The organism is Rhodococcus sp. PvP016 (genome assembly GCF_017832185.1).
GTDB lineage: Bacteria > Actinomycetota > Actinomycetes > Mycobacteriales > Mycobacteriaceae > Rhodococcoides.
In genome coordinates, this window is record NZ_JAFIBH010000001.1 from 3947515 (window position 1) to 3968246 (window position 20732).

Sequence of the window (20732 nt, forward strand, 5' to 3'; positions counted from 1 at the left end):
ACGGCGTGAAATGGAGCTATACGGAGGCGTACGCTCCGGATAGCAAGACGATAGCAGCGATGCGGAGGCATGACCTCCGGTTAACCGACGAACCAGGACGAAACGGACTGTGAAACCCACCACAGCGGCGAAGCCGCTTCGAGCGGACGCCGAGCGGAACAAGCTCAAGATCATCGACTGCGCGCGAGAGTTGTTGGCGCGCAAAGGTCTCGAGATCACGCTCGACGATGTCGCCGCGCGCGCCGGGGTGGGTGTGGGCACCGTGTACCGGCGCTTCGCCAACAAGCAGGAACTCATCGACGGCATCCTCGAGCAGCGTCTCGTCGACGTGCTCAGCCGCGCGGAAGTGGCCGCCGAGGCCGACGATCCCTGGGCCGCGATGGTGGATTTCTTCGAGTTCCTGTGCCGACACATGGCCGCGGACCGTGGTCTCGGTCACGTCGTCCTCGGATGCGACGACGGCCTCGACCGCATCGCGGCGGTGCGGTCCAAGCTCGAACCGACGATCGACACCCTCATCAAGCGCGCCCAGAAGGCCGGGAAGCTCCGCCCGGACGTGCAGCCCGGCGACCTCTTCACCCTGGTACGAATGATCGTGGCCGGTGCCGAGGTCGCAGACGAGGTGGACGAGGACAACTGGCGACGTTATTTCGCCCTGGTGATCGATTCCCTCGCGGCGGTGCCGGACCGATCGGTGCCGCTGCCGGGTCGAGCACTGACACCGGACGAGATCCTCAGAGTCAAGAGCAGATTGCACGGGAGGGCGTCGTGATCGACAACGTGGTCTCGCCCGTGCTTTCCGCGCACCCCGAGCACCCGATGCTGGTGGCGCTGCGCAGTGACGGGGCATTCCCCCAGTTGGTTCGCTTCGCGCTGGTCGGCGGGCTCAGCAACGTTCTTTACATCGCCGTCTTCATGGTGATGCACAGCGAGGGCTCCATCGTGGCCAACGCCGTCGGAGCAGTGGCGTCGACCGTTCTCGCCAATGAACTGCACCGTCGGCTCACGTTCCACGCCGCCGATCGAGTGGGCTGGTTCACCGCGCAGTGGGAGGGCGGCGGACTGGCACTCATCGGACTGGGCGCCAGCACCGCGGCGCTGACCGCACTCGACGTCGCACTGCCGACCGCCGGCGCCGCGCTGTCGGCCCTGATCCTGGTAGGAGTCACCGCCCTCGTCGGCGGGCTCCGCTTCCTGGCCCTACGCGGTCTGGTCTTCTAACTGCGCTCACGCTCGCGGCGCGCCAGCTCCGCGAACATCGCGTTGTGCGCCGCGAGGTCCGCACCGTCGTCGCGATCGGCCGCCCGGTCCGTGCGGACGGCTTCCTTCCGGTCCGTGTTGGACCACTGCACCAGCAACGCCAGCATGACGAGGATCAGCGGGATCTCGCCCGTCGCCCACGCGATGCCGCCGCCGAGTCGCTGATCCGCCAGGAGGTCGGAGTTCCACGGCAGCGACAGGCCGCGGAAGAAGGTCTGACCCATCACCGTCTCGGTACTCATCAGCGCGATACCGAAGAAGGCGTGGAAGGGCAGCGATCCGAACACCATCGCCAGCTTGGTCACGGGCGACAGCCGACGCGGTGCCGGATCGACGCCGATGACGACCCAGTAGAACAAGTACCCGCTCAGCAGGAAATGCGCGTTCATCAGCAGGTGGGCGCCGTGCGAGTCGACGGTCGCGCCGTAGATGCCGCCGAGGTAGAGCGCGTAGAAACCACCCACGAAGATGACGGCCGCGACCAGGGGCTGGGTGAGGAACCGGGACACCGGGCTGTGCAGGGCCTCGAGGATCCACTCGCGCGGTCCCGGCACACCGTCCCGGCCGGCCGCCGGCAGCACCCGCAGGGCCAGGGTCACGCCACCGCCGAGCGCGAGCAGCACCGGGGTGAGCATCGACAGCACCATGTGCGAGCCCATGTGCACGCTGAACATCGCCATCGAGTAGCGGTAGACACCCGACGACGTCGCGAACAGCAGCGTCGCGCAGCCCAGGACCCAGGCGATAGTGCGACCCACCGGCCATGCGTCGCCGCGGGCCCGCAGTCGACGGACGCCGAGGAGGTAGACGACGGCCATGACGACGGCGGCGGTACCGAAGATGAGGTCGAACCGCCAGTCGAAGAGGAAGCGCCCGAGGCTCGGGGCCGCGGTGAGGTCGTACCCCAACTCCGCCTCGGTGAGCGTGAGCTCCCGAGCGCTCCCCAGCGGCGGCGGTGTCCGGGAGAGCCCGACCGCGAGCCCGATGGTGGCCGCGAAGACCAGTACCTCCGCACCTGCGAAACGCACGAGATTCGCGCGCGAGGTCGGGTCCGCGGCGAGCGCGGGCAGGGCGCGTCGACGCTGGGTGTAGCCGAACACGCCGAGGACGACCAGTGCGACGACCTTGGCGAGCACGAGCCGGCCGTAGGTGGTGTCGAACAGATCTGCGGGCTCGACGCGGACGAAGGCGTTGACCACTCCGCTGACACCCATGACCACGAACGCCACCGTGGCGACCGCGGAGAAGCGGCGCGCCGCGACGTCGGTGTGCGCGCCGGCGCGGCGGGCGTGCGCCAGGACCGCGAACAGTCCGCCCGCCCAGAGCGACGCGGCGAGGAGATGCAGGATGAGGCTGTTGGTGGCGACGTCGTGCGATCCACCGGACGACGAGTGGCCGGACAACGCGAGAGGCATGAGCGAGCCGAGCGCGACCACCAGCAGGATCGGCGTCCACGACCACCGCAGCACGGCGCGTGTCCCGAGTGCGAGCACGATCGCGATGATCGCGGTCCACTGCCACGCGCGGGCCAACTCGATCTGCGACAGGCCCGACCACAGGTTCTCGGGACGCAGCGCCTCGGACACCGGCTGACCGGACGTGTCCGAGAGGGTCAACGGCACCAGCACGATGGCGCAGCCCGCCCACACGATCGCCGCCGACGATGCGGTGCGCAGTGCCCGGTAGCCGTCGATGTCGAGAACACCCGACCTCTGCGGCGGCACGAGGAAGGCTGCGAGCAGCAGGGAACCCACGGCGATGACGGCCGCGATCTCCCCGAGCGCGCGCACGGCGGGCAGACCGTACGTCGTCACCGGACCGGGATCCGGGATGCCGAGCAGGACCAACGCCTGCGACGCGGACAGTGCGACGATCAGGCCGGCCACCACCGCGGCGATCAGTCCGGCACTCGCGAACACGCCTGCCGATCCGGCTCGTCGCGCCCCACCGTCGGGTTCCGCGGTCGCGGAACGCGGTGCCTCAGTCGTTGCCATACCTCCAGGGTAGGAGGTGACCGGCATCGCAGCACCTACGGGACGTAGTAGACGCGCAACTCACACTCCACCCCCTCCGGCGAGTACGTCGGAAACGTCATGATCCTCCGTGCTGCAGCGGCAGTTCGGACGTACTCGCCGAAGGGGTCAGCGGCGAAGGGGTCAGCGGCGGAGGCGTCAGTGGTGAATGCGTCCCTCGCGCTCCCCCAACGGCCGACCATTGCCGCCCCACCGCCTCGCAACGATCTCCGCCGCGATCGACACCGCCGTCTCCTCCGGTGTCCGGGCGCCGAGATCGAGCCCGATCGGGGACGAGAATCGTGCGAGGTCGTCGTCGGTGATTCCCACCTCGCGCAGTCGCGCGACGCGATCGTCGTGGGTGCGCCGCGACCCCATCGCCCCCACATAGCCGACGCGGGGCAGCCGCAACGCCACCTCGAGCAGCGGCACGTCGAACTTGGGGTCGTGGGTCAGTACACAGATCACGGTGCGCTCGTCGATCTCACCCTCGGCCTGCAGTCGCTCCAGGTAACGGTGCGGCCACTCGACGACCACCTCGTCGGCCGTCGGGAATCGCTCGGGTGTCGTGAACACCGGCCGCGCATCGCAGACGGTCACGCGATAGCCGAGCAGCGCGCCCTGACGCGCCACCGCCGACGCGAAGTCGATCGCACCGAACACGCACATGCGAGCACGGGGCGCGAAGGAGTTCACGAACACCGTCATGCCCTCGCCACGCCGCTGACCGTCGGGGCCGTAGTGCAGGAGATCGGTGCGGCCAGCCTCGAGCAGACCGCGGGCGTCGTCGATCACCGCGGCATCCGCACGCGGCGACCCGAGCGTGCCGGACGCCGCCACCGGGTCGACGACCAGGCGAGAGCCGACCCGACCGGCGTCGGGGTGCTCGATGACGGTCGCCACCGCGACCGGCCGGTGCTCCGCGATCGCCGACGCCACCGCGCCGAGCTCCGGGAAAGTCGATCGGGAGACGGTCTCGACGAAGACGTCGAGAATGCCCCCGCAGGTCAGACCCACCGCGAACGCATCGTCGTCGCTGACTCCGTAGCGATGCAGACCCGCCTCACCGTTATGCGCGGCCTCGTACACCGCGCCCTCGACGCAGCCGCCGGACACCGACCCGACCACCCGGCCGTCCGCGAGCACGGCCATCGACGCACCCGGCGGACGCGGTGCCGATCGGAACGTGCGCACGACGGTGCCCACACCCACGGACTCCCCCGCGCGCCACGCCGCGAGCACCTGGTCCATCACGTCCTGCACGCCTGATGCCTTCCCTCGGAGCGAGAAGTCTAAGCCGCACCTCCGGGCCGGGCAGGGCGCAGCGCCTCGCTACACTAGACGGCGCATCGGACACCGATGCACGCCTCCGTAGCTCAGGGGATAGAGCAAGGGCCTTCTAATCCCTTGGTCGCAGGTTCGAATCCTGCCGGGGGCACCACGGCGCTCAGTCACCCATCGAGAAGACGACGCCGGCGGCCACGAGCACCGCGACCAGCGCCACCACGGGTGCGCCGAGTCCGACGATCGCGAAGGCCGCGGCGCCGAGAATCGCTCCGCCCGCGAGCGCAGCCCACATCATCAGCGGGCGCACCCAGGATTCCGAGCTGCGCCCCTGGATCCGAGCGGCGATCGTGCGTGCCATGGTCACGAGCGTCCCGGTCATGTAGGTGAGGCTGATGCCGCCGTCCCGCTCGAACACCGCGTTCTCGGCGCCCATCGCCGCCGCCACGATCAGTGCGGACACCAGGGTCGCGCCGCCGCCGAGGTGCACGACGCCGGCCGCGGCCAGCAGTACCGCGACGAGCAGAAGGACGACGGTCTTACGACGCCGGCCGGCGAGGTCGCCGACGAGCGACCCGGTGACCACTCCGCCCACGAACGACACGATCACCACGAGCCCGACAGCCGCCGCACCGAGATGTCCTGCGGTCAGTTCGACGGCCGCCCGAGTGGTGTTGCCCGTCATGAAGGAGACGAAGAAGCCGCCGAGAGCGAGGAAGCCGACGGCGTCGACGAAGCCGGCCACGGCGGCGAGACCCAGGGCCACGTGGGCATCGCGGCGGCGGTCGTGGGTGCGCTTCACGCGGTCATTGGATCACCACGAGACCGGTAACGTCGCACCGGTGACCCGCCGCACCGCTACCCTTCTCCTCCTTGCCACTCTGAGCGTGGCGGGGTGCGGCGGTGACCCGGCGACACCACCGGCCGACGACCCGGCTCCCACGTCCTCGACGTCCGAGGCGCCCACCACTCCGGCGGTGGCGGGTCCCTCCGTGCCGACGGGGCCCGACGCGGTCGCCGCGGACGACCTCTTCATCGCGGGGTTGGACAGTGGCGCCATCGAGTACACCGACCCGGAGACGATGAAGATCCTCGGGCGCGGCATCTGCGCGGAACTGCAGCAGGGGCAGCCCGTGATCGCCGAGGTGGACGCCGTCACGACGGGCAGCCGCGGCAAGTGGGACGAGAGCGCCGCGGGTGCCATCGTCGGTACCGCGATCGGCGCCTACTGCCCCGAATTCCGAGCGCTGCTGCCAGGCTGACGGTTCCGGCGCAGCAGGAAGCGCTGCACCTTGCCGCTGGGCGTCTTCGGCAGGGCGTCGACGAAGTGCACTGTGCGGGGGTAGGCGTGCGCGGCGAAGTTGGACTTCACCAGTTGCTGCAGCTCGGACTCCAACTCGGGAGTGCCCGAGACACCCTCCGCCAGAACGACGTACGCCTCGATCACCTCCCCGCGGATGTCGTCCGGTTGCCCGACCACCGCGACGTCCATGACCGACGGGTGTTCCACGAGAACGCTTTCCACGTCGAACGGCCCGATCCGGTAGCCGGCCATGATGATGACGTCGTCGTTACGCGCGGAGAAGAAGAAGGAGCCGTTCTCGATGCGTCCGGCATCACCCGTCAGGTACCAGGACCCGTCCTCGGTGAACCGTTCGGCAGTCTTCTCGGGAGCATCGACGTATCCGGTGAACCACATCAACGGGCTGCCCGCCACCTCGAAGCCGATCTGATCCTCGACGACTCCGGCGGTGAAGCCCGGCAACGGCTTTCCCATCGAGCCCGGGATCAGCGGCTCACGGACCGCGTCGTGCCAGGCGTTGACGATGACCATGCCGTGCTCGGTCTGGCCGTAGTGATCACGCACCGGTACGCCGAGCGCCGACTCCGACCACACCAGGACGTCCGGCGTCAGCGGCTCCCCCGCCGACGACGCCCGTCGCAGCGTGATGCCGCCGACCGACGGGTCCTTGCTCAGGCTCCGGTACACCGTCGGCGCCGCCGCGAAGTTGGTGACCTGGAATTTCTGCATCACCGCGACCGTGAGCGCGGGGGTGAAGCCGGCATGCAGCATCAAGCTGCGACGGCCCATCGCCATCGGGCCGAGAATGGCGTAGTAGAGCCCGTAGGCCCAGCCGGGGTCGGCGGCGTTCCAGAAGACGTCGTCCTCGGACACGTCGAGGCCGTAGGTCATGTAGGCGACGAACGACGCCAGCGCCGACACGGGCACCGGCACGCCCTTCGGCTTGCCCGTCGTACCGCTGGTGAAGAGCTGGATCATCACACCGTCGCCGCCCACGGCCACCGAGACCGCCATCGGCTCGTGCTCACGAACCAGAGCGTCGAAGCCCTCCCCCGTCTCGATCACCGTGATGCCCTCGATCGAGTCGAGCTTCTCGCGCTGGTCGGTCTCGGTGATGACGACGCGCGCCTGCGCGGCCTCGACGCGCATCGCGATCGCGGGGGTCGCGAACGCGGTGAAGAGCGGGACGTGCACCGCGCCGAGTCGCCACAGCCCGAGCAGTGCGACGACCAGTTCGAGCCGCTTGCTCATCAGCACTCCGACGCGGTCACCCCGGCCGACGCCCATCTCGGCGAGGCCCGTCGCGAAGCGTGCCGACAGCTCGTGCAGCTCGCCGTAGGTGAGGTCGCGCGCCGTGAGATCGCCTTCGATGAAGGTGAACGCGATCGCCGCCGGGTCGTGGTCGTCGCACAGCAGCGCGGCGAGGTCGGCGTCGGCGGATCCGTAGGTCGACAGCAGGCGTGCGACATCGTCGGTCAAGGTCGTCATGGTGAGAGTGTGGCGCGGAACACTCGCGGCCCGATACCCTCCGAAGAGGGTAAGAAGACGGAGACCATGATCGACACACATTTCGACGCCGCCGTGGACCGGTTGCGCGCCGGCTCGGGCGTCACACTCGCTTTCGGCGGAGTCATGACCGCGGGTCGGCGATTGACGCTGCGCCACTTCGCCGGGCAGTCCGTCGGAGCGCTCGACGGGGTCGAGCTCGAGGCAGGTCATGGTCTCGGCGGCAAGGTGCTGGAGGTCAATCGCACCGTCGCCCTCGACGACTACATGCGGACTCCGAAGATCAGCCACCGATACGACGCCATCATCTCCGCCGAGGGCCTGCGCGCCATGATCGCCGCCCCCGTCGTCGTCGGCCGGACGGCCGTCGGCGTGCTCTACGGCGCGATGCACACGGCCGGGCACATCGGGGATCGCGTGCTCGACGTGCTGACCCTCGAAGCGGGGATTCTGGGCCAGGACCTCGCGGTCGACGAGGCGCGGCGTGATGCCGACCGGCTGCGCGAGGACGTCCGTCAGACCTACACCCGCCTTCGGGCGGTCGCGGCACGGTCGGACGCACCCGAGCTCACGTCCGTGCTCGATTCGATGCGCGCATTCCTCGAACCCGCTGCACCGATGCCGTCCGCTCCGCACGTGACGGCCCGCGAACGGGACGTGTTGTCACTGGTGGCGCTGGGCCGATCGAACATCGCCATCGCCGAGGAACTCGGCCTCACCGTGTCCACGGTCAAGAGCTACATGAAGTCGATCATGGCCAAGCTCGACGCATCCACGAGACACGAAGCCGCGCATGCCGCCCGGCGCGCGGGCCTAGTTCCCTGATCCTGTCCGCAGCGCCTTCTCGAGCGGTGTCGGAAAGGTCGGGGTGATGGGCGCACCGTCGAGATGGGCCTCGAGGCGGGCAGCCTCCGCCGCGACCTGCTCCTCGTCGGCCTTCTCGAACAACCGGAACACCACCTCGCCGGCGCCGCGTACGGCCCAACCACCGACCACTCGGCCGTTCGACCACACGGTGGGGCCGACGTTGCCGAACGTGTCGAACAGGTCCGGTCGGTACTCGTCAGGCAGGAACCACCGCCGATCCTTCCACCCCATCGCTGTGGGATCCAGCGCGGGGAGCAGTGCGACACCCCCGTCAGCGCCGGTGATGTCGCTGCCGCGCAGCATGATTCCTGCACCCGACGACAGCTCGACCTCCTCGACGTCGAGGGCAGCGAGGGCTCTGACGGTGTGACCCTTGTTCCATCCGGTCCACCACTGGAGGTCCTCGGGAGTCGCCGGCCCGAACGCCTCGAGCCAGGTGTGCGCCAGGCGAACCCGCGCGTCCGCCTCCTCGATCGGCGGAACACCGTCGGGCCACCACGCGCTCACCGGTGCCCACGTGTGGTGACGAGACGTCCAGTTGCCCCGCGGTTCCACGCGCACGATGCGCCCCTCCGCCGACAGCAACGTCAGCAGCGACGACGTCACGTACCGACGGACGTCGTACTTCTTGTCCGTGGTCGGGAGGAACGCGGTGCGCAGTTCCGGTACAGCGGTGGATAACTCGGCTCCCGTCGCGGTGCCCGACGCAGCCAGTGCCGCATCGACTCCCGATTCGAGGTGGTCGAGGAAGGCCGGCACATCATCGATCACCGGGTCGGTGGGCAGGGTCGAGAGTTGCTTCGCCAGACGCGTTCTCAGGGTTCTGGCCACCCCGGCACTCGACCCGGCCTGCACCACGGGCATGAACTGCTTGTCGATGACGAAGAGGGTGCGGCGCATCGCCATGACCCGAACCAGCGAGCGTCGGGTGTACAGCGCGTCGCGCACGTCGTCCAGGGTCGCCGTGGTCGATCGCGCCAGAACCTGCAACGACACGCTCGCCGCATCCGTGGCGTGGAGCGCGACGATGCGCTGCACCACCTCCTCGGGCGTCAGCGACGACCCCAGACCCACGGCGTGCCGGCGCACCAGGATCCTGCGCCGCTCCTCGTCCGTCACCTTCATCGGCATAGTCTGACCGACCCCGCTCCCGTGTGCACCCATGACGTGCGCACGTGCCCCGCGGCGCAGTTCGTGTGGTGCTCCCCCGATGGGGAGTGCGCGGGACGAACCGCGGTGCGCGAGTCCCAGCCCGGCCCCACAACGCACAACGGCGCCACACCCGCAGGTGTGGCGCCGTTGTGAAGCGTGCTCTAGCGACCGTTCGACCGCCTGGACGATTCCTCGAAGTCCCCCTCGATCACTTCGAAGGTGCGCGTATCGGATTCTGCGCGACGCGAGGCCTCACGCATTTCGATGCCGTCGGTGACCAGGTCACCGATCTCGCGGGTGACGTCGCGAACTGCCGTGGCGATGATGACCGCGATGCGTCCGACGTGGGTCGCCGCGGACTCGGTCAGTTCCTGCACGGTGTCCTTGTTGCGTTCGAACTTGCCGACCATGGCACTACCTCTCAGGCTGCAGTTTTTTCGCGCTCGATGATCACACCGGTCACCTTGTCCACACCGGTGAAACGGTCGGGGAGGGCGAGCCGGAAGATCTTGCCCCACACAGTACCGATCTGATGGAAGAAGCCACCAGTGTTGTACGGAAGGCCGTACTCCTCACAGAGTGCCTTGACCTCGGGCGCGATCTGCGGGTAGCGGTGCGCGGGCAGGTCGGGGAAGAGGTGGTGCTCGATCTGGTGCGAGAGGTTGCCGGACATGATGTGGAACAGGTCGCCACCCTCGATGTTCGCGGAGCCGAGCATCTGACGCACGTACCACTGGCCGCGGGTCTCCTGGGCGGTCTCCTCGACGGTGAACGTCTGGACGCCCGTCGGGAAGTGGCCGCAGAAGATGATCGAGTAGGCCCACACGTTGCGGACGATGTTGGCGGTGAAGTTGCCCATCAGTGTCGGAACGAACATCGGCCCGGTCAGCGCGGGGAAGACGATGTAATCCTTGAGAACCTGTCGTCCGGCCTTCTTCCACCAGCCCTGGACGAGGGGCTTGACGTCGTGCCACTTGCGCTTGCCCTGGACGACGTTCTCGGCCTCCAGGTCGTGCAGCATGACGCCCCACTCGAAGAAGGTCATGAGCAGGAACGCGTAGATCGGGTTGCCCAGGTAGTACGGGTTCCATTTCTGCGCGCTGTCCATCCGCAGGATGCCGTAACCGATGTCGCGGTCCATGTCGAGGATGTTGGTGTAGGTGTGGTGCATGTAGTTGTGCGAGTGGCGCCACTGGTCGCCGGGGCACGTGTTGTCCCATTCGAAGACCTTGGAGTTCAGGCCCGGCTCACGCATCCAGTCGTACTGGCCGTGCATGACGTTGTGGCCGATCTCCATGTTGTCGAGGATCTTCGACAGGCTCAGGGCGCTGACGGCGGCGATCCATGCCGGCGGGAAGAAGCCGAAGTACATCAGTCCGCGACCGGCGACCTCGAGTCCGCGCTGCGCCTTGATGATCTTGAAGATGTAGTCGCGATCTTCCTGACCGAGGTCCGCGACGGTGCGGGCGCGCAGGTCGTCGAGCTTGCGCCCGAGTTCCTCGACGGCTTCGTAACTCAGGACGACGGGTCCGTCGGTGCCCGGCTCGTCCATCACGTCGACGCCGGACGTCGTGGTGTCGGGCGCCGTGCTGGAACCGATGAACGGGAGAAAGGACAGTGAGAGTCCGAACATGGTGACCTCCTCTTCGAGTGTGTGGATGGGTCAGACGTCGATGTCGACGTCGCCCACGGGGACGGAGATGCAGAGCTGAATTTCGTTGTCCGGATCCGAGTCGAGCTCACCGGTCTTGACGTTGCGGGTGCATCCCGACTTCTTGATTGCCGTGCAGGTGAAGCAGATTCCCATCCTGCAGCCGAATTCCGGTGTCAGACCCGCATTCTCGGCCTGCTCCAGGAGGGTGGCGCCGTCGTTCTCCGCCTCGACGGACGAACCCGAGAACGATACGGTTCCCGAGGCATCCCCGTCGACGACCGGAACTGCGGTGACGAACTCCTCCGAGAACAACGACTCGGAGAGTCCGAGGTCGTCGAACACCGACCTGACGCCCTTCATCAGCCCGGGCGGCCCGCACAGGTACGTCTGCGCCGAGGCGTGCCAGGGCGCTGCGGCGTTCAGATGCTCGGTGTCGAAGAATCCGTGCAGATGACCACCGTTCTGCTGATCGGTGTACGCGTACAGAACGTCCACGTTGTCGTTCTCGGCCGCGATGCGGTCGAGTTCGGCGCGGTAGCAGACGTCGTTCTCCGTGTAGGCGTAGTGCAGGAACGCCACGCGTCCGGTGTACCCCTCGTGCACCAGCGTGCGCAGCATCGACATCACCGGGGTGATGCCGCTTCCACCACTGATCAGCAGAACGTGGTCCGGTCGCGGACTCGGCAGCTCGAAGGTGCCCGTGGCGGGTGCGAGATTGACCACGAGACCGGGCTTCGCCGAGGCGACCAGGTAGTTGGACACGATGCCGTCGGGCTGAGCCTTGACGGTGAGCTCGATCGTGTCGTCGTCGGTTCCGGCAGTACCGGCCGGCGAGTAGCAACGCGTGTGTCGGACGCCGTCGACCACGACGCCGATCTGGACGAAGTGGCCGGCGGAGAACCCCTTCCACTGCCACGTGGGGCGCAGCGTCAGCGTGACGGTGTCGGCGGTCTGATGACGAACGGCGACCACCTCGGCGCGCATGTCGTCGACGGTCATCATGGGGTCGACGAGTTCGAGGTACCGGTCGACCGCGTGCGGCGTGGTCAACGTCTCGAGCAACCGGGGGCGCAGCTTGGACAGCAGCGAACTGCGACGGCCGCGCGATGTGGGGGTGGTGGCGATGCTCAAGTCGTCCTCCTCGAATGACGGGCCGGTGACCGGATCAATTCTCCAGTGCACACTCGTTCACTGGAAACGAGTGTGACAGCCCGTACCGGTCACTTTCAAGGTGAATGTGACGACGGACACATGGCCTGAGCAGCAGTGACCCGCCAGGCTCTCACACGCCGGAAGTGCACACCCATACACCGGCGTCGGTTAATGTCGAGGAATGTCCGAGAATTCCGTAGGTTCCGCGACGGCCAGCAGGGCCGAACGCAAGGAACGCACCCGGCGGGCACTCGTGGACGGAACACTGGACGCCATCGCGGACCGCAGTTTCTCCAGCGTGAGCCTGCGCGAGGTCACGCGCGCGGCCGGAATAGTGCCGACGGCGTTCTACCGCCACTTCGCGTCGATGGAGGACCTCGGAGTCGCGGTCGTCGAGGACAGCATGCGCGTCCTTCGCAAGATCCTGCGTGACGTCCGTCGTCACCCGTCCGCCGACAACGCGCGAGAGTCGCTCGAACTGCTGGTGGGCGAGATCCGCGAACATGACGTCCAGTTCCGCTTCCTGATCCGTGAGCGATCCGGCGGAGTGGTGGAGGTCCGGCGCGCGATCGAGACCGAGCTCCGGATGATCGTGCACGAGCTCACGCAGGACCTGTCCCGGATCCCGGCCCTGTCGTCGTGGCCCGGCGACGATCTCGAGATGGTCGCCGACCTCATCGTCAACACGATGCTGGCAACGGTGGTGGACCTCGTCGAGGTGACGCCGGCAAGCGCGGCCGAACGCGACATCGTCGAGCGCGCGCTGTCCCAGCTGCGTGTGATCATGCTGGGAATGGGCCAGTGGCAGCCTCGGAACGTCCGCGGAGCACGGACGTCGGCGGCCGCCCTCAGGGCGTGATCACCCGCTAGCCTTTCCCCATGCAGATCTCAGTCGGCGACCTGACCTTCGACGCGGACCGCTACGGCACCCCCGGTGACCGCCCGGCACTTCTCCTGCACGGTTTTCCCGAGACGTCCGCGAGTTGGCGCGACGTGGCGATTCGCATGGCGGACGCGGGCCGCGACGTCGTGGTGCCGAACCAGCGCGGGTACTCCCCCGGTGCCCGTCCGACCGGTACCGACGCCTACCGCATCGACCTGCTGGTCGCGGACGTCGTCGGAATGCTCGACGAACTGGGCTTCGCGGCAGTCGATCTGGTGGGGCACGACTGGGGGTCGATCGTCGCCTGGTACGTCGCGGCGCTGCACCCGGATCGCGTGCGCACCCTCACCGCAGTGTCCGTCCCGCACCCGGCCGCCTTCGGATGGGCGATTCGCGAAGACGATGACCAGAAGAAGCGCAGCGAGTACATGACTCTCTTCCGTCAGCCCGGCAAGGCAGAGGACCTGCTGCTCGAGGACGACGCCCGCCGGTTGATCGCCATGTTCTCCGGCGCCGCCGATCCGACGATCGTCTCGCAGCATCTACCGGTGGTCGGCCGGCGTGACACGCTGACCGCCGCGCTGGAGTGGTACCGCGCCATGACGCGCGACTTCGCGGATCTCCCGTCCGTCGAGGTGCCCACCACCTACGTGTGGGGTAACCAGGACACGGCGGTCGGCCGCGCCGCCGCCGAGCGATGTGCCCAGCACGTCACCGGCCCCTACGAGTTCGTCGAGTTGAGTGTCAGCCACTGGGTGCCCGAGGACGATCCGGACCGACTGGCGGACGAGATCCTCGCGCGGTGACGCGCTGGTGGTCGACACAGAAACTAGTGCCCTCGTGTAACGAGCCCCCTGGTTCGGACGACAAACCGATCGTCATGTTTTGTCGCTGGAACCACTGGGAGTTCGAATGACACGCAGAACACGCACCAGAGCAGCATCCGCCGTCGCCATCGCCGCGTCGGTGGTCGGCATCGCCATGGCGGGAGCGGGAACGGCCTCCGCTGCCGAGCCGACAGCAGGCGGACCCTTCTACTGGGAGAGCTTCTCCTCCCTGTCCCTGGACCCGAACGGTGTCCCGTGCTCCGAGCGTGCGGCGGCGAACCGCGCTCGCGGCGACATCATCCTGGTCGAGTGCCGAGCGGTGACTCTCGGATTCGACAGCGTCGATCTGATCGGCATCCGCGCCGGATTCGGGAGCTGACACCTCACCGCCCGCCGGCGCATCCCTCACCCGACAGGGTGCGCCGGCGTCGCGGAGGGTGACACCGGTTGTCGCAGAATCGTTCTCAGCTTCGTGACCGCCACACGCCGTGGGTCGCTGAGATAGATCTCGTGATGACATCCCGTCATCCGGAGCGAGTGCGCCGGGACCACGACGTCGTGCATGTGCGCGAGCACCGGCGCCTCGTCGTCGTAGGACCCGACGTGCAGCGTCTGCACACACAGCCCCTCGTCGAGGCGCCTCAGGCGCACGTCGCCGATCCGCGGGCCCGCCTTCTGTTCGCGGACGGTCTCCAGATGCTCTGCCGTGATCCAGTCGGGGGCCATGATCATCGCGGTCCACCCCCATCGCGACGGGTCCCGCTCGCGGGTGAACGACGCCCAGTCGTCCGCCCACCACAGCGCTTCGAGCGGCATCACCACGTGGTCCCTGCCGAGTTCCCGCTTGCCGAGGAACTTCAGGCCGTACGCGAGCGGATAGAGGGACGACACCGCGTCGGTCCAGACGGTCGTGTTCGGATCACCGTGCCCGTCGATCGTGAGGTACTGCAGGGGCGGCACCTCGACCACGTCGAACACCCCGAGTCGCGCGCTGTACGTCGCGATCTCCTTCTTGTGGTCGACCTTCACGCCGCCGCGTCCCTCCCCCGATCGCCCTCGGGTGCCGCGACGCGGAGCAGCGCCAGCAGCCCCGCCGCCAGCACCAGCACGATGCCGATGATGCCGGCCCGATCCGCGTCGAAGAGAAAGACGAAGAGTCCGAAGAGGCTCGGAGCGAGGAACGAGACCGCGCGTCCCGTCGTGGCGTAGAGGCCGAACATCTGGCCTTCCCGGCCGGGCGGGACGATGCGGGTCAGGAAGGTGCGCGACGCCGACTGCGCGGGCCCGACGAACAGGCACAGGATCAGTCCGAAGATCCAGAACATCAGGGGACCCGAGACGGCGAGCAGGACCAGCCCGGCGACGATCATCGACACGAGCGAGACGACGATGACGAGCTTGGGCCCCAGCACGTCGTCGACGCGCCCCGCGACGACGGCGCCGAGTGCGGCGACGACGTTGGCGGCGACGCCGAAGAGCAGCACGTCGGCACTGGAGATGCCGTACACGGTGACGGCCAGCACCGCTCCGAAGGTGAAGACCCCGGCCAGACCGTCACGGAACAGCGCGCTCGCGACGAGGAACCACACGGTGCGGCGGTCGGTGCGCCACAGCTCGGACACGTCGCGCCACAGCACGCGGTACGACTCGAGGTAGCCGGCTCGCGCGGCCGCCGCATCGGGGTCGGTGACGGGGAGTTCGGGAACCGCGAAGAGCACGGGAAGTGAGAAGACGAGGAACCACACCGCCGCGAGCAGCGCCACGAGCCGGATGTTGAGGCCGCCCTCGGTGGTGATGCCCAGTAGGCCGCGCTGATCGCCGTCGCCGGCGATGAACCCGAAGTAGCACATCAGCAGCAGGACGATGCCCCCGAAATAGCCCATCGCCCAGCCGAATCCGGACACTCGGCCCAGATTGTCGGGCGTCGAGACCTGACGCAGCATCGCGGTGTAGGGCACCTGCGCCACCTCGAAGAGCACCGAGGCGACGGACAGCAGGATCAGGCCCAGCCACAGGTAGTGGTAGTCGTCCTTCACGAAGAACAGTGCCGCCATGCACACGACGGTCGCGGTCGACAGTACGAAGAGGAGCCGTTTGCGGCGACCTCTGGCATCGCTGCGCTGACCGGAGACGGGAGCCAGGACCGCGACCAGAACTCCGGCGATGCCGAGCGACCACCCCAACCACGACGTGGCGGACACCCCGCCGGGCAGATCGGCACCCACCGAGTCGGTCAGGTACACCGAGAACACGAACGTGAGGATCACGGCCTGGAAGGCGGCGCCGCCCCAGTCCCAGAAACCCCACGCCAGCACCTGCTTCTTCGTCACGACACCGGGCGCGCCCACGACCACCATGTCTCGCAGCATAGGGTGCCGAGATGACCGACTTCCCTGTTCTGCTGTCGCCGATCACGGTCGGTCGTACGACGTTGCCCAACCGGGTGATGATGGGCTCGATCCACACCGGACTCGAGGATCGGGCGAAGGACATCGACAGGCTCGCCGCATACTTCGCCGAGCGCGCCCGAGGTGGCGTGGGACTCGTCGTCACCGGGGGCTACTCCCCCAACCGCACGGGCTGGCTGCTTCCGTTCGCGGCCAAGTTGACCAACCGTCTCGAGGCCCGTCGACACCGTCGCGTGACCGATGCCGTGCACCGCGAGGGTGGTCGGATCGTGCTGCAGATCCTGCACGCGGGCCGCTACTCCTACCATCCGCTCTCGGTGAGTGCGTCGGGTGGGAAGTCGCCGATCACGCCGTTCCGCGCCCGTGGCCTCACCGACCGGGGCGTGGAACGGCAGATCAGCCACTACGTCCGGTGCGCACGCCTGGCGCAGCGTGCAGGCTACGACGGCGTCGAGATCATGGGCGGCGAGGGCTACTTCCTCAACCAGTTCCTCGCACCGAGGACGAACCGTCGCACCGATCGATGGGGCGGGTCCGCCGAGAACCGGCGCCGTCTGCCCGTGGAGATCGTGCGCCGCATCCGAGCAGCGGTCGGACCGGACTTCCTGCTCTCGTTCCGGATCTCGCTGGCCGATCTGGTCGAGAACGGTCAGACGTGGGACGAGATCGTGGCACTCGCCATCGAACTCGACGGAGCTGGTATCGATCTGTTCGACTCCGACTTCGGCTGGCACGAGTCACGCGTTCCCACCATCGTGACGTCCGTACCGAGGGCTGCGTTCATCGACTTCACCCGCCGCCTCACCGAGGTGGTGACGGTGCCGGTGGCGGCCGCGAACCGGATCAACATGCCGGAGGTCGCCGAACGCCTGCTCGCCGACGGCAGCGCTCACCTGGTGTCGCTGGCCCGCCCGATGTTGGCGGATCCCGACTGGCTGCTCAAGGCGAAGAACGGCCGACGGGACGAGATCAACACGTGCATCGCCTGCAACCAGGCCTGCCTCGACCACGTCTTCGTTCATCGCAAGGCGTCCTGCCTCCTCAATCCGCGGGCCGGGAGGGAGACCGAACTCGTGCTGTCCCCGACCCGCTCCGCGAGAACGGTCGCCGTCGTCGGCGCGGGCCCGGCGGGACTCGCCACCGCGGTCGCACTGGGGCAGCGCGGTCATCGCGTCACCCTCTTCGAGGCGCGCGACGAGATCGGCGGCCAGTTCGCGATCGCGCAGCGCATCCCCGGCAAGGAGGAGTTCGCCGAGACGGTCCGCTACTTCACCCATGCACTCGCCGCGGCGACGGTCGACGTCCAGCTCGGCACGACTGCCACCGCCGCGGACCTCGTGCACTTCGATCGCGTCGTCCTCGCCACCGGTGTGGTGCCGCGCATCCCCTCCATTCCCGGCATCGATCACCCCAGCGTCGTCACGTACGCCGAAGCGGTGCTCGGTCACCGTGAGGTCGGCAGGCGCGTGGCCGTCATCGGCGCCGGCGGCATCGGTGTCGACGTCTGCGAGTTCCTCACGACACAGCACTCCTCGACTCTGGACAACGCGGAGTGGCGTCGGGAATGGGGAGTCACCGACGATCCGGCGGCCGCGGGTGCCGTGGCCACCGCCGTCGCTCCCCCCGCGGCTCGCGAGGTGTACCTGCTGCAGCGGACGGCGGGACGAATCGGGACGCGACTCGGCAAGACCAGCGGCTGGGTGCATCGCGCTGCCCTCAGGAGCAGAAACGTGACGCAGTTGTCGGGGGTGCGGTACGACCGGATCGACGACGACGGACTTCACATCACCGTCGACGGACGGGCACGCACGCTGGAGGTCGACACGATCGTCGTGTGCGCCGGTCAGGAGTCGGTGCGCGATCTTCTGGGCGATCTCACAGCCGCGGGAACGGTGGTCGACGTCATCGGCGGCGCCGACGTGGCCGCGGAAGTGGACGCGAAGCGGGCGATCGAACAAGGGACCCGCCTCGCGGCCGCCCTCTGACGTCGCGTGCTCCCTGGCGTCACGCTAGCCTCGGTGACCGTGAGCCTCCCCGCACCCACCGCAGAGTCCCGTGCCGTCGTCACCGGAGCGTCGTCCGGCATCGGAGAAGCACTCGCCACCGAACTCGCCGCCCGTGGTCATTCGCTGATCGTCGTCGCCCGCCGAGGCGAGCTGCTCGAGGCGTTGGCGGCGAAGCTGACCGCCGAGCACGGCGTCACCGTCGAGGTCCGCGTGAACGACCTGTCCGATCCGGTTCAGCGTCAGACCCTGGCGGACGAACTGGCCGGCCGCGACATCTCGGTGCTCTGCAACAACGCCGGCATTGCCACCTTCGGTCCGGTGTCGGCGCTGGATCCGGCCTACGAGCGCGCCCAGGTGCAGCTCAATGCTGTTGCGGTGCACGACCTCACGCTGGCGGTCCTGCCCGGCATGATCGAGCGCGGCGCCGGCGGCATCCTCGTCACCGGCTCGGCCGCGGGCAACATGGCCATCCCCAACAATGCGACCTACGCCGCCACCAAGGCGTTCGTGAACACGTTCTCCGAGTCGTTGCGCTCGGAGCTCGCCGGCACCGGCGTGCACTGCACGCTCCTCGCACCCGGCCCGGTCCGCACCGAGACGCCCGATCCCGCAGACGCCTCCATCGTCGACAAGCTGGTGCCGGACTTCCTGTGGATCGACAGCGCGTACACCGCACGGCTGTCTCTCGACGGGCTCGAGAAGAACAAGATGCGCATCGTTCCCGGAATCCTCAGCAAGGGCATGTCCGTTGCGGGGCAGTACAGTCCGCGCTCGATCAGCGCTCCGATCATCGGCAGCTTCTACAAGAAGCTCGGCGGTTCCTGACCTTCTACCTCCGACGGCGGCGTCCGGTCCCGAAGATGCTCCGTGAGATCTCGCGACCGGCCGCACTGGCTGCCGACCGCAGGAAGCTCTTCACGGCGGGGTTGGCCATGATGCGTTCCGCGGCCGACGGTCCTTCCGGCTCCGGCGCGGGCAGCGGCGGCAGGTCGTAGGTCTGCGGCAGCGGCGGGAACTCCGGCTGCTGCGGCGTCGGTTCGGGGGCCATCCGTGCGTTCAGCAACTCGTACGCGGACTCGCCGTCGACGGTGGCGCCGTACGTCGCGTACAACGGACTGGCGGTCGCGGCGGCCGTGATCGCATCCGTTCCGATGGTGTCCATCAGCGACTGCGGCGGGCGAATCCTGGTCCAGGCCACGGGAGTCGGCGCGCCCCGCTCGGAGAGCACCGTGACGACCGCCTCGCCGGTCCCGAGGGTGGTGAGTGCCTCCTCGAGGTCGTAGTCCGCACTCTTCGGGTACGTCCGTACCGTCTTGGTCAGCGCCTTCTGGTCGTCCGGAGTGAAGGCGCGCAGCGCGTGCTGCACCCGCGCGCCGAGCTGTGAGAGCACCGGCCCGGGAACGTCCGACGGCAGCTGCGTGCAGAAGAAGATGCCGACACCCTTGGAGCGGATCAGTTTCACGGTCTGCTCGACCTGCTGGAGAAACGCCTTGGACGCGTCGGCGAAGAGCAGATGTGCCTCGTCGAACACGAACACCAGCTTCGGAGCGTCGAGGTCCCCCTCCTCCGGCAGGGTCTGGAAGAGATCGGCCAGCACCCACATCAGGAACGTGGAGAACATGACGGGACGCGCTGCGAGAGAACCGAGTTCGAAGAGGGTGACGATGCCGCGTCCGTCCGGTGCGGTGCGGATGAGGTCCTCCGTCCGCATCTCCGGCTCACCGAAGAAGGTGTCGCCACCATCGGCCTCCAGATTCACCAGTGCCCGCAGGATGACGCCGGCGGTGGACGACGAGACGCCGCCGATACCCTTCAGGTCGGCCTTGCCCTCGTCGCTCGTGAGGTGCGTGATGACGGCACGCAGATCCTTCAGATCGAGCAGCGCGAGCCCCTGCGTGTCCGCCCAGTGGAAGATCAGTCCGAGGGTCGACTCCTGAGTCGCGTTGAGCTGCAACACCTTGCTGAGCAGAATCGGGCCGAACGCCGTGATGGTCGCGCGCACCGGCACCGCGCCGCCCTCGGTACCGAGGGAGAGGAACTCGACCGGGAACCCCGTGGGCGCCCACCCGTCCGCGCCGGTCTCACCGGCTCGGCCGCGCAGGCCGTCCGAGTCGGCGCCCGGAGCGGACAGTCCCGAGAGGTCGCCCTTGACGTCGGCCAGCACCACCGGAACACCGGCCGCGGAGAGCTGTTCGGCGATCACCTGCACGGTCTTCGTCTTGCCCGTTCCCGTGGCGCCGGCCACGAGGCCGTGACGGTTCACCATCTTCAGCGGTAACCGGACCCGCGCCGTCGGATCCGCGACGCCGTCCAGCACCACACTGCCGAGTTCGATGGCGGGCCCTTCCGTGGCGTACCCCGCTGCGATCGTGGCCGCGCGGCCACCCTCCGTCGATTCCGTCATCGTCACTCGTGCTC

General features: G+C 68.2%; 20 protein-coding genes and 1 tRNA gene. 10 read left to right on the top strand and 11 right to left on the bottom strand.

Features of this window, described 5'->3' with window-relative positions:
* Positions 1-109 precede the first annotated feature (109 nt).
* Positions 110-772, top strand: a complete 663-nt coding sequence (locus JOE30_RS18335; protein ID WP_204868417.1) for a TetR/AcrR family transcriptional regulator — start codon at positions 110-112, stop codon at positions 770-772.
* Between the two features lie 47 nt (positions 773-819).
* Positions 820-1221, top strand: a complete 402-nt coding sequence (locus JOE30_RS18340; protein WP_204870549.1) for a GtrA family protein — start codon at positions 820-822, stop codon at positions 1219-1221.
* Here the strand turns inward: JOE30_RS18340 and JOE30_RS18345 are convergent.
* Positions 1218-3254, bottom strand: a complete 2037-nt coding sequence (locus tag JOE30_RS18345) for a cytochrome c oxidase assembly protein (RefSeq protein ID WP_204868419.1) — start codon at positions 3252-3254, stop codon at positions 1218-1220. The genes JOE30_RS18340 and JOE30_RS18345 overlap by 4 nt on opposite strands.
* A gap of 177 nt (positions 3255-3431) precedes the next feature.
* On the bottom strand, positions 3432-4523 hold the full coding sequence (locus JOE30_RS18350) for an XdhC/CoxI family protein (protein WP_239533078.1): 1092 nt from the start codon (positions 4521-4523) through the stop codon (positions 3432-3434).
* Positions 4524-4637: 114 nt separating this feature from the next.
* Here JOE30_RS18350 and JOE30_RS18355 point away from each other — a divergent pair.
* Positions 4638-4713, top strand: a tRNA-Arg gene (locus JOE30_RS18355).
* 6 nt (positions 4714-4719) lie between these two features.
* Here JOE30_RS18355 and JOE30_RS18360 read toward each other — a convergent pair.
* Entirely contained in the window at positions 4720-5358 is a 639-nt protein-coding gene (locus JOE30_RS18360; protein ID WP_204868423.1) for a YoaK family protein, read from the bottom strand.
* 40 nt (positions 5359-5398) lie between these two features.
* Between JOE30_RS18360 and JOE30_RS18365 the strand changes: the two genes are divergently transcribed.
* A complete protein-coding gene (locus JOE30_RS18365; protein ID WP_204868425.1) occupies positions 5399-5818 on the top strand; it encodes a DUF732 domain-containing protein in 420 nt (139 codons plus the stop codon).
* Here JOE30_RS18365 and JOE30_RS18370 read toward each other — a convergent pair.
* Entirely contained in the window at positions 5782-7347 is a 1566-nt protein-coding gene (locus JOE30_RS18370; protein ID WP_204868427.1) for an AMP-binding protein, read from the bottom strand. The genes JOE30_RS18365 and JOE30_RS18370 overlap by 37 nt on opposite strands.
* Before the next feature lie 66 nt (positions 7348-7413).
* Between JOE30_RS18370 and JOE30_RS18375 the strand changes: the two genes are divergently transcribed.
* On the top strand, positions 7414-8190 hold the full coding sequence (locus JOE30_RS18375) for a LuxR C-terminal-related transcriptional regulator (protein WP_204868430.1): 777 nt from the start codon (positions 7414-7416) through the stop codon (positions 8188-8190).
* On the opposite strand, the gene JOE30_RS18380 is transcribed toward JOE30_RS18375, so the two are convergent.
* The 4 genes from JOE30_RS18380 to JOE30_RS18395 all read right to left on the bottom strand — a co-directional run bounded on the left by JOE30_RS18380 (position 8179) and on the right by JOE30_RS18395 (position 12169).
* Positions 8179-9357 (bottom strand): winged helix DNA-binding domain-containing protein, encoded by a 1179-nt coding sequence (locus JOE30_RS18380; RefSeq protein WP_204868432.1) that lies wholly within the window; start codon positions 9355-9357, stop codon positions 8179-8181. The genes JOE30_RS18375 and JOE30_RS18380 overlap by 12 nt on opposite strands.
* A 188-nt stretch (positions 9358-9545) precedes the next feature.
* Positions 9546-9794 (bottom strand): hypothetical protein, encoded by a 249-nt coding sequence (locus JOE30_RS18385; RefSeq protein ID WP_204868435.1) that lies wholly within the window; start codon positions 9792-9794, stop codon positions 9546-9548.
* A gap of 11 nt (positions 9795-9805) precedes the next feature.
* Positions 9806-11017, bottom strand: coding sequence for an acyl-CoA desaturase (locus JOE30_RS18390; RefSeq protein WP_204868437.1), 1212 nt, complete (start codon positions 11015-11017; stop codon positions 9806-9808).
* 30 nt (positions 11018-11047) lie between these two features.
* Positions 11048-12169, bottom strand: coding sequence for a ferredoxin reductase (locus tag JOE30_RS18395; protein WP_204868438.1), 1122 nt, complete (start codon positions 12167-12169; stop codon positions 11048-11050).
* A gap of 202 nt (positions 12170-12371) precedes the next feature.
* Between JOE30_RS18395 and JOE30_RS18400 the strand changes: the two genes are divergently transcribed.
* From JOE30_RS18400 to JOE30_RS18410, 3 genes are all read left to right on the top strand, one after another.
* Positions 12372-13049 carry a TetR family transcriptional regulator gene (locus JOE30_RS18400; protein WP_204868439.1) on the top strand — a complete coding sequence of 226 codons (678 nt, stop codon included), beginning with the start codon at positions 12372-12374 and terminating at the stop codon, positions 13047-13049.
* Between the two features lie 20 nt (positions 13050-13069).
* Positions 13070-13879: an alpha/beta fold hydrolase gene (locus tag JOE30_RS18405; RefSeq protein WP_204868440.1), complete on the top strand. Its 810-nt coding sequence runs from the start codon at positions 13070-13072 to the stop codon at positions 13877-13879.
* 106 nt (positions 13880-13985) lie between these two features.
* A complete protein-coding gene (locus JOE30_RS18410) occupies positions 13986-14279 on the top strand; it encodes a hypothetical protein (RefSeq protein WP_204868441.1) in 294 nt (97 codons plus the stop codon).
* 26 nt (positions 14280-14305) lie between these two features.
* Here JOE30_RS18410 and JOE30_RS18415 read toward each other — a convergent pair whose 3' ends face one another.
* Positions 14306-14929, bottom strand: a complete 624-nt coding sequence (locus tag JOE30_RS18415; protein ID WP_204868442.1) for a GyrI-like domain-containing protein — start codon at positions 14927-14929, stop codon at positions 14306-14308.
* Positions 14926-16257, bottom strand: a complete 1332-nt coding sequence (locus JOE30_RS18420; RefSeq protein WP_239532411.1) for an MFS transporter — start codon at positions 16255-16257, stop codon at positions 14926-14928. Before JOE30_RS18420 ends, JOE30_RS18415 begins: the two co-directional genes overlap by 4 nt.
* Before the next feature lie 23 nt (positions 16258-16280).
* Here JOE30_RS18420 and JOE30_RS18425 point away from each other — a divergent pair, with 23 nt between their 5' ends.
* Entirely contained in the window at positions 16281-18293 is a 2013-nt protein-coding gene (locus JOE30_RS18425; RefSeq protein ID WP_204868445.1) for an NADPH-dependent 2,4-dienoyl-CoA reductase, read from the top strand.
* A gap of 39 nt (positions 18294-18332) precedes the next feature.
* The gene (gene cmrA / locus JOE30_RS18430; RefSeq protein ID WP_056446372.1) at positions 18333-19139 is read left to right on the top strand and encodes a mycolate reductase; all 807 of its coding nucleotides are present in this window, start codon (positions 18333-18335) and stop codon (positions 19137-19139) included.
* A 4-nt stretch (positions 19140-19143) separates the two neighbouring features.
* Here cmrA and JOE30_RS18435 read toward each other — a convergent pair whose 3' ends face one another.
* Positions 19144-20718 carry a helicase HerA-like domain-containing protein gene (locus tag JOE30_RS18435; RefSeq protein WP_204868447.1) on the bottom strand — a complete coding sequence of 525 codons (1575 nt, stop codon included), beginning with the start codon at positions 20716-20718 and terminating at the stop codon, positions 19144-19146.
* Between the last annotated feature and the right edge of the window lie 14 nt (positions 20719-20732).

What these genes read in the sequence shown, in the direction of transcription:
- JOE30_RS18340 (WP_204870549.1), top strand. Translation starts at nt 820, where the DNA reads ATGCTGGTGGCGCTGCGCAGTGACGGGGCATTCCCCCAGTTGGTTCGC.
- JOE30_RS18345 (WP_204868419.1), bottom strand. Translation starts at nt 3,254, where the DNA reads ATGGCAACGACTGAGGCACCGCGTTCCGCGACCGCGGAACCCGACGGT.
- JOE30_RS18350 (WP_239533078.1), bottom strand. Translation starts at nt 4,523, where the DNA reads ATGGACCAGGTGCTCGCGGCGTGGCGCGCGGGGGAGTCCGTGGGTGTG.
- JOE30_RS18370 (WP_204868427.1), bottom strand. Translation starts at nt 7,347, where the DNA reads ATGACGACCTTGACCGACGATGTCGCACGCCTGCTGTCGACCTACGGA.
- JOE30_RS18375 (WP_204868430.1), top strand. Translation starts at nt 7,414, where the DNA reads ATGATCGACACACATTTCGACGCCGCCGTGGACCGGTTGCGCGCCGGC.
- JOE30_RS18380 (WP_204868432.1), bottom strand. Translation starts at nt 9,357, where the DNA reads ATGAAGGTGACGGACGAGGAGCGGCGCAGGATCCTGGTGCGCCGGCAC.
- JOE30_RS18385 (WP_204868435.1), bottom strand. Translation starts at nt 9,794, where the DNA reads ATGGTCGGCAAGTTCGAACGCAACAAGGACACCGTGCAGGAACTGACC.
- JOE30_RS18390 (WP_204868437.1), bottom strand. Translation starts at nt 11,017, where the DNA reads ATGTTCGGACTCTCACTGTCCTTTCTCCCGTTCATCGGTTCCAGCACG.
- JOE30_RS18400 (WP_204868439.1), top strand. Translation starts at nt 12,372, where the DNA reads ATGTCCGAGAATTCCGTAGGTTCCGCGACGGCCAGCAGGGCCGAACGC.
- JOE30_RS18405 (WP_204868440.1), top strand. Translation starts at nt 13,070, where the DNA reads ATGCAGATCTCAGTCGGCGACCTGACCTTCGACGCGGACCGCTACGGC.
- JOE30_RS18410 (WP_204868441.1), top strand. Translation starts at nt 13,986, where the DNA reads ATGACACGCAGAACACGCACCAGAGCAGCATCCGCCGTCGCCATCGCC.
- JOE30_RS18420 (WP_239532411.1), bottom strand. Translation starts at nt 16,257, where the DNA reads ATGGTGGTCGTGGGCGCGCCCGGTGTCGTGACGAAGAAGCAGGTGCTG.
- JOE30_RS18425 (WP_204868445.1), top strand. Translation starts at nt 16,281, where the DNA reads ATGACCGACTTCCCTGTTCTGCTGTCGCCGATCACGGTCGGTCGTACG.
- JOE30_RS18435 (WP_204868447.1), bottom strand. Translation starts at nt 20,718, where the DNA reads ATGACGGAATCGACGGAGGGTGGCCGCGCGGCCACGATCGCAGCGGGG.